The 14,755-nt window shown below is 51.4% G+C and carries 13 protein-coding genes and 1 pseudogene; 8 read left to right on the top strand and 6 right to left on the bottom strand.

Going from position 1 to position 14,755, the window contains the following annotated elements; genetic code table 11:
• Positions 1–42: 42 nt before the first annotated feature.
• The 6 genes and pseudogenes from SK35_RS17435 to SK35_RS17410 form a co-directional block, all read right to left on the bottom strand.
• A complete protein-coding gene (locus SK35_RS17435; protein ID WP_048214668.1) occupies positions 43–447 on the bottom strand; it encodes a DUF2251 domain-containing protein in 405 nt (134 codons plus the stop codon).
• 76 nt (positions 448–523) lie between these two features.
• Entirely contained in the window at positions 524–802 is a 279-nt protein-coding gene (locus SK35_RS17430; protein ID WP_048214667.1) for a bacteriocin immunity protein, read from the bottom strand.
• A gap of 34 nt (positions 803–836) precedes the next feature.
• Positions 837–1,121 carry a bacteriocin immunity protein gene (locus SK35_RS17425; protein WP_048214666.1) on the bottom strand — a complete coding sequence of 95 codons (285 nt, stop codon included), beginning with the start codon at positions 1,119–1,121 and terminating at the stop codon, positions 837–839.
• Positions 1,108–2,847 (bottom strand): type VI secretion system tube protein TssD, encoded by a 1,740-nt coding sequence (tssD, locus tag SK35_RS17420; protein WP_048214665.1) that lies wholly within the window; start codon positions 2,845–2,847, stop codon positions 1,108–1,110. Before tssD ends, SK35_RS17425 begins: the two co-directional genes overlap by 14 nt.
• Positions 2,848–3,075: 228 nt before the next feature.
• Positions 3,076–4,359, bottom strand: a complete 1,284-nt coding sequence (locus SK35_RS17415) for a citrate synthase (protein WP_003831404.1) — start codon at positions 4,357–4,359, stop codon at positions 3,076–3,078.
• A 203-nt stretch (positions 4,360–4,562) separates the two neighbouring features.
• Positions 4,563–4,673: pseudogene (locus SK35_RS17410) on the bottom strand (hypothetical protein).
• Positions 4,674–5,056: 383 nt separating this feature from the next.
• On the opposite strand from SK35_RS17410, the gene sdhC reads away from it, so the two are divergent.
• From sdhC to sucD, 8 genes are all read left to right on the top strand, one after another.
• Positions 5,057–5,461 (top strand): succinate dehydrogenase cytochrome b556 subunit, encoded by a 405-nt coding sequence (sdhC, locus tag SK35_RS17405; RefSeq protein ID WP_003831406.1) that lies wholly within the window; start codon positions 5,057–5,059, stop codon positions 5,459–5,461.
• Positions 5,455–5,802, top strand: a complete 348-nt coding sequence (gene sdhD / locus SK35_RS17400; protein ID WP_003831408.1) for a succinate dehydrogenase membrane anchor subunit — start codon at positions 5,455–5,457, stop codon at positions 5,800–5,802. Before sdhC ends, sdhD begins: the two co-directional genes overlap by 7 nt.
• Positions 5,802–7,568: a succinate dehydrogenase flavoprotein subunit gene (gene sdhA, locus SK35_RS17395; RefSeq protein ID WP_003831409.1), complete on the top strand. Its 1,767-nt coding sequence runs from the start codon at positions 5,802–5,804 to the stop codon at positions 7,566–7,568. The genes sdhD and sdhA overlap by 1 nt, the downstream gene beginning before the upstream one ends.
• Positions 7,569–7,583: 15 nt before the next feature.
• Positions 7,584–8,300 (top strand): succinate dehydrogenase iron-sulfur subunit SdhB, encoded by a 717-nt coding sequence (sdhB, locus tag SK35_RS17390; RefSeq protein ID WP_003022921.1) that lies wholly within the window; start codon positions 7,584–7,586, stop codon positions 8,298–8,300.
• A gap of 265 nt (positions 8,301–8,565) precedes the next feature.
• Positions 8,566–11,367, top strand: a complete 2,802-nt coding sequence (gene sucA, locus SK35_RS17385; RefSeq protein WP_003831411.1) for a 2-oxoglutarate dehydrogenase E1 component — start codon at positions 8,566–8,568, stop codon at positions 11,365–11,367.
• A gap of 14 nt (positions 11,368–11,381) precedes the next feature.
• A complete protein-coding gene (gene odhB, locus SK35_RS17380; RefSeq protein ID WP_003022925.1) occupies positions 11,382–12,605 on the top strand; it encodes a 2-oxoglutarate dehydrogenase complex dihydrolipoyllysine-residue succinyltransferase in 1,224 nt (407 codons plus the stop codon).
• 90 nt (positions 12,606–12,695) lie between these two features.
• On the top strand, positions 12,696–13,862 hold the full coding sequence (gene sucC, locus SK35_RS17375; RefSeq protein WP_003022927.1) for an ADP-forming succinate--CoA ligase subunit beta: 1,167 nt from the start codon (positions 12,696–12,698) through the stop codon (positions 13,860–13,862).
• On the top strand, positions 13,862–14,731 hold the full coding sequence (gene sucD, locus SK35_RS17370; RefSeq protein ID WP_003022929.1) for a succinate--CoA ligase subunit alpha: 870 nt from the start codon (positions 13,862–13,864) through the stop codon (positions 14,729–14,731). Before sucC ends, sucD begins: the two co-directional genes overlap by 1 nt.
• Positions 14,732–14,755 lie beyond the last annotated feature (24 nt).

Raw genomic sequence — 14,755 nt, 5'->3', positions numbered from 1 at the left:
TCAATAAAAACGGACTAACCGGCGATCGGGTATTGATGCCTGTTATCTGAAAAAATCGTCGACAGCATCATTCCAGGCATGCCCGAAGATAGACCACTCCTGACTGATTGTAGGTGGAAAACCGCTCCGGCAGTATCCATTTTTTGATTCAAAATCAAAGACACCGTGTGGGTAACCATTTATCAGCAACACACATTTCTTACTGTCTTCTGACCAACCGATCTTCACATCTGATGGGATATGTCTATCTGACACGTCTTCTGCATTGTAAATATGTAGTGCATCTTTGATAGGATTTCCGTCTGCAGATTCATCAAGCGCATAGAAGTACCCGGTTTGGCCATTATCTTCAAATACAGCCGTATAAGAACCTTCTGGAGCCAAACTTTCTATTACCTGCTTTTCACCGACGATGAGTTGAGCTTGAACCGTGACCGTTATTGTCATTTTAATTTCCCTGGATGTATAAAACTACGCTATTCTGAAATTGATATTAATGATTTAAATGCTTGATTTGAAATGTTTAGGTTGATTCTTTAAATGATGAGCGTCCCTGGGACTTACGCCATTTTTTGATTTCATCGATGATGCCTTGTGGGCTATCTTCCCTGTCATCCGGCGGATAAAAAATCAATCCATCACTTTCCGGATGATCCACGATTTTATCGAAATGATCGACTAATGAGTCGATGTAAGATTCACGGTCCATTTCGCCTTGATAGCGCGGATTTGCGGAGAATTCATTCAAGAGTTCTATGAATTCAGCTTCGGCGTAGTCTTCGATCTTTTTAAGATGATTCATATACTCACCTTTATAATAAGTTTCTTTGTATAGCTCATTTAGAATCTTTAAATAACTCTAATTCATGAGATGTTCTCCACTTTTTTATTTCCTTAAATATTCCTAAGGGTGAACATTCAATCTCATCTGGAGTATTAAAAATCAGTCCATTACCAAGTGGATGCTGGGTGACTTTGACTACATGTAGTTGTAGGTTATCGATAAATTTACCAAAATCACTAGCATTTAGTCCATGTTTATTCTCAAAAAAGTTAGATAGCAGATCAATGAACTCTGACTCAGTGTAATCGCTTATTGTTTTTTCATTATCTATTAGCATTTTTATGTATTCCTATATGTAAGCGAGGAGTAGTAATATTTATATTATCCATATTAAACGCTTCTCCGCCATGCTGGATTTCTTCTAAGTGATGAAGTTCAAAAGTGCTTCTGCCACCTACTTGCTCTGAAGGACCAGGATATGGTGCTAACCCCATTCTTATCAGGGTTTGGTTAGAAGGTTTAAAATCCTTCATTAGCTCAGGGCACTCTGACACCGCAAGCCAGAACTCTCTTCTGAAATGGTCAAAGTTGCGAAATGTTCTTCCTCGCAGCTTATCTGCGACCTGTGCAGGTATCGGTGCGCCCAGCCCTGAACTGGCGGCCTCAAGCCAGCGACCATTTCCGGATAGAATTTCACCTTGGCCGGTTGCTTTGCCGGGTTCGTCCCGGGCTGTTTTCAGGTATACATATATCGGCTGAATGCCTGAATCGGCCGGAAAGACCAGAATATAATCGTTAAAATCGGCGACATCCGGCACAAGGAACGGTGGCGTGGTGTACTCATTTTTGCCATCCGGGATGGGTGTCACCAGAATTGTTGGCTGATCAAGCGGTGGAATATCGCTTCCAGTATGTTCAGGTACATCACCCGTCGCAGGATTTTCTGGCGTCCATGTGATTAACGGCCCGTCTACGTCGTGGGCAGGCGTAAATTCATAACGATGGTGTCCATCATTCCATAGCATATTCGCGACGCGCACGTTTTCATACGGAGTACCTTCGCCGGTATGCACGCCGTAGACTTGCGACTTACCGTGAATGTCGGTTCCCCAGAAAAAACGAACCCGGGTTGTGGCTGTGCCACCTACCAGCGCCTTTTTCCGCAATTCTTCCTCATACCAGAACTCATCACGTCCGGGAACGCGTGCGCTGCCCGTCCCCGCAGACGGAATATACAGCGCGGAAGCTAACGCTCCGATATAAGGAACGCCGCGTGCGGCGCTGAGAATGCCACTGAGTGACCACTCGCCCCACACCTGCGTCAGCCCACCTAAGATCGGCAGTGCGGCCGAGGCTTCTGCGGGTTGTGCATATCCGCAACAATCATCAACGGAAGATTGTGCGAAAACCGCCATCTGACCGAAGTTTTCAGCCGATTCTTCACGGCTCCCTGCGTCTGTACAGCCTTTCTCTTTCAGACAGGATTTGGCATAGACCGGTGTGACTGCAGGAATGAGTGGTGCTGGGGGGGAAGGTCGGTTCGCAACGGGTATTATCGAACTAGCCGGCTGATTGCGGGGCGGTATAAACAAACGATTGTACTCAGCAGGCAACGCCAGGTAGTCAAACTCCGTATTGGCAATCAGGTGCTTGCAAAGAATATAGTCATACGATACCGCAATTTCTTCGGTATCCAGCTCGTTTAGGGCCACATAGGTTTGTATGCTTTTTACCGAAGCATTTCTTAATTGAATATAATAGTAGCGTTCCCATCTGCCGAATCTGTTTATTCGCCATAAATCAATTTCAATAAACAGACGTTCATTGTTATTGATGGCGTTAATAAATAGCGGTGTGCTTTTATCAATTAATTTTTCAAATCTAAGCGCCCGGGTATTAATACCAGAACCCGTATTAACTAATCCGTTAGAGAGCGAAAAAGCAAAAATCTCATCAGGATGGTTTTCCTGCCAGCGATTTCCTATCGATGCGTCTGTACCACAACCAGAAGAGATATCGCCTTGTCGCTCACCTGTTATCTTCAGATAAATAAGGTCGCCCATGCCATTTAATCCAGTGCTGTGTTTTATGAGGCCGGATTAAATAGTTAATGAATTTAAAAATCAAATAATGCCTTGGCAATTAATGCTATATTAAATCGGGTAGGGGTTGCGCTCAATTAAATATATTAAAGGGCGAGTAAACGAGAGAAAGTAATATTGAAGAGGTGAATGCAATGAACAAGACGGGAACTGAAAAAAGCCACCGGAATTATCCGGTGGCCTGAACAATTAACGCTTAATATCAGACTTAAAATCGCGCTTGTCGTAGCCGGTGTACAGCTGACGAGGACGGGCGATTTTCATGCCGTCGGTGTGCATTTCGTTCCAGTGTGCAATCCAGCCAACGGTACGTGCCATGGCGAAGATAACGGTGAACATGGAGGACGGAATGCCCATCGCTTTCAGGATGATGCCGGAGTAGAAGTCTACGTTCGGGTAGAGTTTCTTCTCGATGAAGTACGGGTCGTTGAGCGCAATGTGCTCAAGTTCCATCGCCACTTCCAGCAGATCATCTTTGGTGCCCAGTTCTTTCAGTACTTCATGGCAGGTTTCACGCATGACGGTAGCGCGCGGGTCATAGTTTTTATAAACACGGTGACCAAAGCCCATCAGGCGGAAGGAATCATTCTTATCTTTCGCGCGGCGAACAAATTCCGGAATGTGTTTAACAGAGCTGATTTCTTCCAGCATTTTCAGCGCAGCTTCGTTTGCGCCGCCGTGTGCCGGTCCCCACAGGGAAGCGATACCAGCCGCGATGCAGGCAAACGGGTTAGCGCCAGAAGAGCCCGCGGTACGTACGGTAGAGGTTGAGGCGTTCTGTTCGTGGTCAGCGTGCAGGATTAAGATACGGTCCATTGCGCGTTCCAGAATCGGATTCACTTCGTATTTTTCGCACGGCGTAGAGAACATCATGTTCAGGAAGTTACCGGCGTAGGAGAGATCGTTACGTGGGTACACGAACGGCTGCCCGATGGAATATTTGTAGCACATCGCTGCCATGGTTGGCATTTTGGACAGCAGGCGGAAGGCGGCGATTTCACGGTGACGTGCGTTGTTTACATCCAGCGAGTCATGATAGAACGCTGCCAGCGCTCCGGTAACACCGCACATAACGGCCATCGGGTGAGAGTCGCGGCGGAAACCGTGGAACAGACGGGTGATCTGCTCGTGGATCATGGTATGGCGAGTGACTGTGGTTTTGAACTCGTCGTACTCTTCCTGCGTCGGTTTTTCGCCGTACAGCAGAATATAACACACTTCCAGATAGTTGGACTCGGTCGCCAGTTGGTCAATCGGGAAGCCGCGATGCAGCAAAACACCTTCGTCACCGTCGATGAAAGTAATTTTGGATTCGCAGGATGCGGTAGAGGTGAAACCTGGGTCAAAAGTAAACATCCCTTTTGAGCCGAGGCTACGAATATCAATAACATCTTGACCGAGCGTACCTTTCAGCACATCCAGTTCAATAGCAGCGTCACCATTTAGAGTGAGTTTTGCTTTAGTATCAGCCATTTACGGTCTCCTTAGCGCCTTATTGCTTAAGACTGCCGGAACTTAAATTTGCCTTCGTGCATCAATAAACCGTTACCAGTTTGTTATTTGGCTCGCCGCTCTGCGAAAGAGGGGATGACCTGGGTACAGAGCTATGGGCGCTTGCAGGTAAAACGGTCTTTTCATGGCGAATAAACTGCAAATCAAGAACTTAGCAATCCGAATTATTTAACCTGTCTATCACTAATAACTGTCCTGAAGGTATTGGTCAATACTTCCACACTGTTACATAACTAAATCTCCGGTGAAAGAGTGACCCCATAACTTTTACGCATTATATGCTTTTTCTGGTGTCGTTTGTAACAACTTTGTTTAATGATTGTCAAATCAGATGATTAAAAATTAAAATAATGTTGTTATCGTGACCTATGTCACTGTTCGGGATAAAACCCGACAAACTATATGTAGGTTAATTGTAATGATTTTGTGAACGTCCTATACTGCCGCCAGGTCTCCGGAATACCCTGCAATCCCGAGCCAACCAGCGTTGTAACGTGTCGTTTTAGCATCTGGAAGCAGTGTTTTATATGACGCGTAGTTATAGTAAGGACGCTGTCTGACCCGCACGCAGACCGGAGGAAGGAAATCCCGTCGTCTTTCAGGCTACAGGTGTCTTCATCTTCTGTACCCGAAGTCTAAAGGGAATAATAAGAACAGCATGTGGGCGTTATTCATGATAAGAAATGTGAAAAAACAAAGACCTGTCAATCTGGATCTGCAAACGATCCGGTTCCCAATCACGGCGATAGCGTCCATTCTCCATCGCGTATCCGGAGTGATCACCTTTGTGGCGGTCGGGATTCTGTTGTGGTTATTGGGTACCAGCCTTTCCTCCCCTGAAGGTTTCCTCACCGCGTCATCCATTATGAATAACTTCTTTGTGGAGTTAATTCTGTGGGGGATCCTGATTGCGCTGGCATATCACGCCGTAATGGGCATTCGCCATCTGTTGATGGATTTTGGCTATATCGAAGAAACCCTCGAAGCAGGGACACGCTCCGCCAAAATTTGTTTCGTTATCATTGTCGTGCTTTCACTTCTCGCAGGAGTCCTCGTATGGTAAGCAACGCCTCCGCATTAGGACGCAACGGCGTACATGACTTCATTCTGGTCCGTGCTACCGCTATCGTTCTGACGTTATACATCATCTATATGGTCGGTTTCTTCGCCACCAGCGGCGAGCTGACGTATGAAGTCTGGACCGGTTTCTTCTCATCGGCATTCACCAAAGTCTTCACCCTGCTGGCACTTTTCTCCATCTTGATTCATGCCTGGATCGGCATGTGGCAGGTGTTGACCGACTACGTTAAACCTCTGGCTGTGCGCCTGATTCTGCAACTGGCTATCGTTGTTGCGCTGGTGGTTTACGTCATTTATGGATTTGTTGTGGTGTGGGGTGTGTAATGAAACTGCCAGTCAGAGAATTTGATGCTGTTGTGATTGGTGCCGGCGGCGCAGGTATGCGCGCGGCGCTGCAAATTTCCCAGAGCGGTCAGACCTGTGCGCTGCTCTCCAAAGTGTTCCCAACCCGTTCCCATACCGTATCCGCGCAGGGTGGCATCACCGTTGCGCTCGGTAATACCCATGAAGATAACTGGGAATGGCACATGTACGACACCGTTAAAGGGTCGGACTACATTGGTGACCAGGACGCTATTGAATATATGTGTAAAACCGGCCCGGAAGCGATTCTGGAGCTGGACCACATGGGGCTGCCGTTCTCTCGCCTCGACAATGGCACAATTTATCAACGTCCGTTTGGCGGCCAGTCGAAGAACTTCGGCGGCGAGCAGGCGGCACGTACTGCGGCAGCGGCCGACCGTACCGGTCATGCACTATTGCACACGCTGTATCAGCAGAACCTGAAAAACCATACCACCATCTTCTCCGAGTGGTATGCGCTGGACCTGGTGAAAAACGCCGATGGCGCAGTTGTCGGTTGCACCGCGCTGTGTATCGAAACCGGTGAAGTGGTTTACTTCAAAGCCCGTGCGACCGTGCTGGCGACCGGTGGTGCTGGCCGTATTTATCAGTCCACCACTAATGCCCACATCAATACCGGTGACGGTGTTGGTATGGCTATCCGCGCTGGCGTGCCGGTGCAGGATATGGAGATGTGGCAGTTCCACCCAACCGGTATCGCCGGTGCAGGCGTTCTGGTAACAGAAGGCTGCCGTGGTGAAGGTGGCTACCTGCTGAACAAACACGGCGAGCGCTTCATGGAGCGTTATGCCCCGAATGCGAAAGACCTGGCGGGTCGTGACGTGGTGGCGCGTTCCATTATGATCGAAATCCGCGAAGGTCGCGGCTGCGACGGCCCGTGGGGTCCGCACGCCAAACTGAAACTCGACCACCTGGGTAAAGAAGTGCTGGAATCCCGTCTGCCGGGTATTCTCGAACTGTCCCGTACCTTTGCTCACGTTGACCCGGTCAAAGAGCCGATTCCGGTTATCCCAACCTGCCACTATATGATGGGCGGTATTCCGACCAAAGTAACCGGTCAGGCGCTGACCGTGAATGAGCAGGGCGAAGATGTGGTGATCCCTGGGCTGTTTGCCGTCGGCGAAATCGCCTGCGTATCGGTTCACGGCGCCAACCGTCTGGGCGGCAACTCGCTGCTGGACCTGGTCGTATTTGGTCGTGCGGTTGGTCTGCATCTGCAGGAATCAATCGCCGAGCAGGGTGACCTGCTGGATGCGACCGAAGATGAAATCGACGCTTCTCTGGCGCGTCTGAACCGCTGGAACGGTAACCGTAACGGTGAAGACCCGGTGGCGATTCGCAAAGCGCTGCAAGAATGTATGCAGCATAACTTCTCGGTATTCCGCGAAGGCGATGCGATGGCGAAAGGTCTGGAAGAGCTGAAAGCGATCCGCGAACGCCTGAAAAATGCCCGTCTGGACGATACCTCCAGCGAGTTCAACACCCAGCGCGTTGAGTGTCTGGAGTTGGATAACCTGATGGAGACCGCGTACGCCACTGCAGTATCTGCAAACTTCCGTACCGAAAGCCGTGGTGCGCATAGCCGCTTCGACTTCCCGGAACGTGATGATGAAAACTGGCTGTGCCATTCCCTGTACCTGCCAGAGTCGGAATCCATGACGCGACGTCAAGTCAATATGGAACCGAAGCTGCGCCCGGCATTCCCGCCGAAGATTCGTACTTATTAATGCGGAGACAGGACAATGAAACTCGAGTTTTCAGTTTATCGCTATAACCCGGATGTTGACGACGCTCCGCGCATGCAGGATTACACCCTGGAGGCGGAAGAAGGGCGCGACATGATGCTGCTGGATGCCTTGATGCAGCTGAAAGAAAAAGATCCGTCGCTGTCGTTTCGTCGCTCCTGCCGTGAAGGGGTTTGTGGCTCCGACGGTCTGAACATGAACGGCAAAAATGGACTGGCCTGTATCACTCCTATTTCTGCGCTGAATCAGCCGGGCAAAAAAATTGTCATTCGCCCGCTACCGGGTTTACCGGTTGTGCGCGATTTGGTGGTAGACATGGGGCAATTCTACGCACAGTATGAGAAGATTAAGCCTTACTTGTTGAATAATGGGAAAAATCCGCCAGCTCGTGAGCATTTACAAATGCCAGAGCAGCGTGAGAAGCTCGATGGGCTGTATGAATGTATTTTGTGTGCATGCTGCTCAACGTCCTGCCCATCATTCTGGTGGAACCCGGACAAGTTTATTGGCCCGGCAGGCCTGCTGGCAGCGTATCGCTTCTTAATTGATAGCCGCGATACCGAGACCGACAGCCGCCTGGAAGGTTTAAGTGACGCTTTCAGCGTATTCCGCTGCCATAGCATCATGAACTGCGTCAGCGTATGTCCGAAAGGACTGAACCCGACGCGCGCCATCGGCCATATTAAGTCGATGCTGCTCAAACGTAGTGCGTAAGTTGTTGTAGTGGTTGCCGGATGGCGACGTAGCGTCTTATCCGGCCTACGGGTTACGTACCTTGTAGGCCTGATTAGCGAAGCGCCATCAGGCAATATAAGTGCAGGAAACCTCTAAAAACTGCCACATTATTAGACAGTTTTTAAAGGTTCCTTAGCGGACGCAGATGACACGACAGTCCGCAACAAGTGAACCCCGGCACGCACATCGGTGTGCGTGGTAGTATCCACGGCGAAGTAAGCATACAAATGCTTAAGGGATCACGATGCAGAACAGCGCTTTGAAAGCCTGGTTGGACTCTTCTTACCTCTCTGGTTCTAACCAGAGCTGGATAGAACAGCTCTATGAAGACTTCTTAACCGACCCTGACTCGGTAGATGCTAACTGGCGTTCGACGTTCCAGCAGTTACCTGGTACCGGAGTCAAACCGGATCAACTTCACTCAAAAACACGTGATTATTTCCGTCGACAGGCGTTGATTACCCCACGTTACTCTTCTTCTATTTCCGACCCTGATGCCAATGTGAAGCAGGTTAAAGTCCTGCAGCTCATTAACGCCTATCGTTTCCGCGGTCATCAGCATGCGAATCTTGATCCGCTGGGACTGTGGCAGCAAGAAAATGTGGCCGATCTGGACCCGTCTTTCCACGATCTGACCGATGCGGATTTCCAGGAAAGCTTTAACGTAGGTTCTTTTGCCGGCGGCAAAGACACGATGAAGCTGAGTGACCTGGTTGTTGCGCTGAAACAAACCTACTGCGGCCCAATTGGCGCCGAGTATATGCACATCACCAGCACCGAAGAAAAACGTTGGCTTCAGCAGCGTATCGAGTCTGGCCGTGCCGCATTCAGTAGCGAAGAGAAAAAACGCTTCCTCAGTGAACTGACCGCAGCAGAAGGTCTGGAACGCTACCTGGGCGCTAAGTTCCCGGGCGCGAAACGCTTCTCGCTTGAAGGCGGCGATGCGTTAATCCCAATGCTCAAAGAGATGATCCGCCACGCCGGTAACAGCGGTACCCGTGAAGTGGTACTGGGCATGGCGCACCGTGGTCGTCTGAACGTTCTGGTTAACGTATTGGGCAAACGCCCGCAGGAACTGTTCGACGAATTTGCGGGCAAACATAAAGAACACCTCGGCACCGGTGACGTGAAGTACCACATGGGCTTCTCATCAGATATCGAAACCGAAGGCGGTCTGGTACACCTGGCGCTGGCGTTTAACCCGTCGCACCTGGAAATCGTTAGCCCGGTGGTTATCGGTTCCGTACGTGCACGTTTGGATCGTCTGGACGAACCGAGCAGCAATAAAGTCCTGCCAATCACCATTCACGGTGATGCGGCAGTTACCGGGCAGGGCGTGGTTCAGGAAACCCTGAATATGTCGAAAGCGCGTGGTTACGAAGTGGGCGGTACCGTTCGCATCGTTATCAACAACCAGGTGGGCTTCACTACGTCTAACCCGCTGGATGCGCGTTCTACACCGTACTGTACCGACATCGGTAAGATGGTTCAGGCGCCGATTTTCCACGTGAACGCGGATGACCCGGAAGCGGTCGCTTTCGTGACGCGTCTGGCGCTGGATTTCCGTAATACCTTTAAACGCGATGTCTTCATCGATCTGGTGTGCTACCGCCGTCACGGCCACAACGAAGCCGACGAGCCGAGCGCAACCCAGCCGCTGATGTATCAGAAAATCAAAAAGCATCCGACCCCGCGCAAAATCTACGCTGATAAGCTGGAAGCGGACAAGGTCGCCACGCTGGAAGATGCGACCGAGATGGTCAATCTGTACCGTGACGCGCTGGATGCTGGCGAATGCGTAGTGAAAGAGTGGCGTCCAATGAACATGCACTCCTTCACCTGGTCGCCGTACCTCAACCACGAATGGGATGAAAACTACCCGAACAAAGTTGAGATGAAGCGTCTGCAGGAGCTGGCAAAACGCATCAGCACCGTACCTGAAGCGGTTGAAATGCAGTCGCGTGTTGCCAAGATTTACGGCGACCGTCAGGCCATGGCCGCAGGCGAGAAGCTGTTTGACTGGGGTGGTGCAGAGAATCTGGCTTACGCCACGCTGGTTGACGAAGGCATTCCGGTCCGTCTGTCGGGTGAAGACTCCGGTCGCGGAACCTTCTTCCACCGTCACGCGGTGATTCATAACCAGGCGAACGGTTCAACCTACACTCCGCTGCAGCATGTGCATAACGGACAGGGCACCTTCCGCGTATGGGACTCCGTGCTGTCTGAAGAAGCCGTGCTGGCGTTCGAGTACGGTTATGCCACAGCAGAACCGCGCACGCTGACCATCTGGGAAGCACAGTTCGGCGACTTCGCTAACGGTGCACAGGTCGTTATCGACCAGTTTATCTCTTCCGGCGAGCAGAAATGGGGCCGTATGTGCGGTCTGGTTATGCTGCTGCCGCACGGCTATGAAGGTCAGGGTCCAGAGCACTCCTCCGCGCGTCTGGAACGTTATCTGCAACTTTGCGCTGAGCAAAACATGCAGGTTTGCGTCCCGTCTACCCCGGCGCAGGTTTACCACATGCTGCGTCGTCAGGCGCTGCGCGGTATGCGTCGTCCGCTGGTGGTGATGTCACCGAAGTCGCTGCTGCGTCATCCGCTGGCGGTGTCTACGCTTGACGAACTGGCAAATGGTACTTTCCTGCCAGCCATTGGCGAAGTAGATGAACTTGATCCTAAAGGCGTGAAGCGTGTCGTGATGTGTTCTGGTAAGGTTTATTACGACCTGCTGGAGCAACGCCGCAAGAACGACCAAAAAGATGTCGCCATTGTGCGCATCGAACAGCTCTATCCGTTCCCGCATAAAGCGGTGCAGGAAGCGCTGAAACCATTTGCTCATGTACATGATTTTGTCTGGTGCCAGGAAGAGCCGCTCAACCAGGGCGCATGGTACTGCAGCCAGCATCATTTCCGTGAAGTAATTCCATTTGGGTCAGCTCTGCGTTATGCAGGTCGCCCGGCCTCTGCCTCTCCGGCAGTAGGGTATATGTCCGTTCACCAGAAGCAGCAACAAGATCTGGTAAATGACGCGCTGAACGTCGATTAAATAAAGGATAAATAATGAGTAGCGTAGATATTCTTGTTCCCGACCTGCCTGAATCCGTAGCGGATGCAACGGTTGCAACCTGGCACAAAAAACCGGGCGATGCAGTACGTCGTGATGAAGTACTGGTAGAAATCGAAACTGACAAAGTGGTACTGGAAGTACCGGCATCAGCGGACGGTATTCTTGATGCGGTTCTGGAAGATGAAGGGACAACCGTCACTTCTCGCCAGATCCTCGGTCGCCTGCGTGAAGGCAACAGCACCGGTAAAGAAACCAGTGCTAAGTCTGAAGAGAAAGATTCTACTCCGGCACAGCGCCAGCAGGCGTCTCTTGCTGAGCAGAACAACGATGCCCTGAGCCCGGCGATCCGTCGCCTGCTGGGTGAGCATAACCTCGAAGCCAGCGCTATCAACGGCACCGGTGTCGGCGGTCGTATCACCCGTGAAGATGTTGAAAAACATCTGGCGAAAGCTCCGGCTGCGAAAGCCGAAGCAAAAGCGCCGGCTGCAGCACCTGCACCGCAGGCTCAACTGGGCGCGCGTGGCGAAAAACGTGTTCCGATGACCCGTCTGCGCAAACGCGTAGCCGAGCGTCTGCTGGAAGCGAAAAATTCCACCGCCATGTTGACCACGTTCAACGAAGTCAACATGAAGCCAATCATGGACCTGCGTAAGCAATACGGTGACGCGTTCGAGAAACGCCACGGTATCCGTCTGGGCTTTATGTCTTTCTACGTGAAAGCGGTTGTTGAAGCGCTGAAACGCTATCCGGAAGTGAACGCGTCCATCGACGGCGATGACGTGGTTTACCACAACTACTTTGATGTCAGCATGGCGGTCTCCACGCCGCGTGGCCTGGTCACGCCGGTCCTGCGTGATGTGGATCTGCTGGGTATGGCTGACATTGAGAAGAATATTAAAGAACTGGCAGTTAAAGGTCGCGACGGCAAGTTGACGGTTGAAGATCTGACGGGTGGTAACTTCACCATCACAAACGGTGGTGTGTTCGGTTCCCTGATGTCCACGCCGATCATCAACCCACCGCAGAGCGCCATCCTGGGTATGCATGCCATCAAAGATCGTCCGATGGCGGTAGACGGCAAGGTTGAAATCCTGCCGATGATGTATCTGGCGCTGTCTTATGACCACCGTCTGATCGATGGTCGTGAGTCAGTAGGCTTCCTGGTAACCATTAAAGAGTTGCTGGAAGATCCAACGCGTCTGCTGCTGGACGTGTAGTTAATAAGAGTATCACCTGCCCCGTAGGTCTGGACGCTTATCAGACCTACGGGTAAAAGATAACGATTACCTGAAGGATGGACAGAACACATGAACTTACATGAATATCAGGCAAAACAACTTTTTGCCCGCTATGGCTTACCGGCACCGGTGGGTTATGCCTGTACTACTCCGCGTGAAGCCGAAGAAGCTGCATCTAAAATCGGCGCTGGCCCGTGGGTAGTGAAATGTCAGGTTCACGCTGGTGGCCGTGGTAAAGCGGGCGGTGTGAAGGTGGTAAACAGCAAAGAAGACATTCGCGCTTTTGCTGAACACTGGCTGGGTAAACGTCTGGTCACTTACCAGACAGACGCTCATGGCCAACCGGTAAATCAGATTCTGGTTGAAGCCGCGACCGACATTGGTAAAGAACTTTACCTCGGCGCAGTTGTTGACCGTAGCTCCCGTCGCGTGGTCTTCATGGCCTCTACCGAAGGCGGCGTGGAAATCGAAAAAGTAGCGGAAGAAACCCCGCACCTGATCCACAAAGTGGCGCTCGATCCGCTGGCAGGCCCGATGCCTTACCAGGGTCGTGAGCTGGCGTTCAAACTGGGTCTGGAAGGTAAACAGGTTCAGCAGTTCACCAAGATCTTCATGGGTCTGGCGACTATCTTCCTGGAGCGCGATCTGGCGCTGATCGAAATCAACCCGCTGGTGGTGACCAAGCAGGGTGACCTGATCTGCCTCGACGGTAAACTGGGCGCTGACGGCAACGCACTGTTCCGCCAGGCTGATCTGCGCGAAATGCGCGACCAGTCTCAGGAAGATCCGCGTGAAGCGCAGGCTGCACAGTGGGAACTGAACTACGTCGCACTGGACGGTAACATCGGTTGTATGGTTAACGGTGCGGGCCTGGCAATGGGCACCATGGACATCGTTAAGCTGCACGGCGGCGAACCGGCTAACTTCCTCGACGTTGGCGGCGGTGCGACCAAAGAGCGTGTAACCGAAGCGTTCAAAATTATCCTCTCTGATGACAATGTTAAAGCCGTACTGGTTAACATCTTCGGCGGTATCGTACGTTGCGATCTGATCGCTGACGGTATCATCGGCGCGGTAGCAGAAGTAGGTGTAAACGTTCCGGTCGTGGTACGTCTGGAAGGTAACAACGCTGAACTCGGCGCGAAAAAACTGGCTGATAGCGGCCTGAATATTATTGCAGCGAAAAGTCTGACGGATGCAGCTCAGCAGGTTGTTGCCGCAGTGGAGGGGAAATAATGTCAGTTTTAATTAATAAAGATACCAAGGTTATCTGCCAAGGCTTCACCGGTAGCCAGGGGACATTCCACTCCGAACAAGCGATCGCTTACGGTACGCAAATGGTCGGTGGCGTTACGCCGGGCAAAGGCGGCACCACGCATCTGGGTCTGCCAGTGTTCAACACCGTACGTGAAGCGGTAGAAGCGACCGGCGCAACTGCCACCGTTATCTACGTTCCGGCGCCGTTCTGCAAAGATTCCATTCTGGAAGCAATCGATGCAGGCATCAAGCTTATCATCACCATCACCGAAGGTATCCCAACACTGGATATGCTGACCGTGAAAGTGAAGCTGGATGAAGCTGGCGTACGCATGATAGGCCCGAACTGCCCAGGCGTTATCACTCCGGGTGAATGTAAAATCGGTATCATGCCGGGCCACATTCACAAGCCGGGTAAAGTGGGTATCGTTTCCCGTTCAGGTACCCTGACCTATGAAGCGGTTAAGCAGACCACCGACTACGGTTTCGGCCAGTCTACCTGTGTGGGTATCGGCGGCGACCCGATCCCAGGCTCTAACTTCATCGACATCCTGAAGCTGTTCCAGGAAGATCCGCAGACTGAAGCGATCGTCATGATCGGTGAGATCGGCGGTAGCGCGGAAGAAGAAGCAGCTGCTTATATTAAAGATCATGTGACCAAGCCGGTTGTGGGTTACATCGCGGGTGTGACTGCGCCGAAAGGTAAGCGTATGGGTCACGCGGGTGCGATCATCGCGGGTGGTAAAGGTACAGCGGATGAGAAATTCGCTGCGCTGGAAGCCGCAGGCGTGAAAACTGTTCGTAGCCTGGCCGATATCGGCGAAGCGCTGAAAACCGTTATTAAGTAAGAAATAAAAAAACAGCCCTGACTC

It is taken from the genome of Citrobacter sp. MGH105, assembly GCF_001037485.2.
Lineage (GTDB): Bacteria > Pseudomonadota > Gammaproteobacteria > Enterobacterales > Enterobacteriaceae > Citrobacter > Citrobacter portucalensis.
The sequence above is the reverse complement of the archived record's forward strand: the minus strand, read 5'-3'. Positions and strand labels throughout refer to the sequence as shown.

Coding starts and splice junctions, on each gene's coding strand:
- SK35_RS17435 (WP_048214668.1), bottom strand. CDS start 447: ATGACAATAACGGTCACGGTTCAAGCTCAACTCATCGTCGGTGAAAAG.
- SK35_RS17430 (WP_048214667.1), bottom strand. CDS start 802: ATGAATCATCTTAAAAAGATCGAAGACTACGCCGAAGCTGAATTCATA.
- SK35_RS17425 (WP_048214666.1), bottom strand. CDS start 1,121: ATGCTAATAGATAATGAAAAAACAATAAGCGATTACACTGAGTCAGAG.
- tssD (WP_048214665.1), bottom strand. CDS start 2,847: ATGGGCGACCTTATTTATCTGAAGATAACAGGTGAGCGACAAGGCGAT.
- SK35_RS17415 (WP_003831404.1), bottom strand. CDS start 4,359: ATGGCTGATACTAAAGCAAAACTCACTCTAAATGGTGACGCTGCTATT.
- sdhC (WP_003831406.1), top strand. CDS start 5,057: ATGTGGGCGTTATTCATGATAAGAAATGTGAAAAAACAAAGACCTGTC.
- sdhD (WP_003831408.1), top strand. CDS start 5,455: ATGGTAAGCAACGCCTCCGCATTAGGACGCAACGGCGTACATGACTTC.
- sdhA (WP_003831409.1), top strand. CDS start 5,802: ATGAAACTGCCAGTCAGAGAATTTGATGCTGTTGTGATTGGTGCCGGC.
- sdhB (WP_003022921.1), top strand. CDS start 7,584: ATGAAACTCGAGTTTTCAGTTTATCGCTATAACCCGGATGTTGACGAC.
- sucA (WP_003831411.1), top strand. CDS start 8,566: ATGCAGAACAGCGCTTTGAAAGCCTGGTTGGACTCTTCTTACCTCTCT.
- odhB (WP_003022925.1), top strand. CDS start 11,382: ATGAGTAGCGTAGATATTCTTGTTCCCGACCTGCCTGAATCCGTAGCG.
- sucC (WP_003022927.1), top strand. CDS start 12,696: ATGAACTTACATGAATATCAGGCAAAACAACTTTTTGCCCGCTATGGC.
- sucD (WP_003022929.1), top strand. CDS start 13,862: ATGTCAGTTTTAATTAATAAAGATACCAAGGTTATCTGCCAAGGCTTC.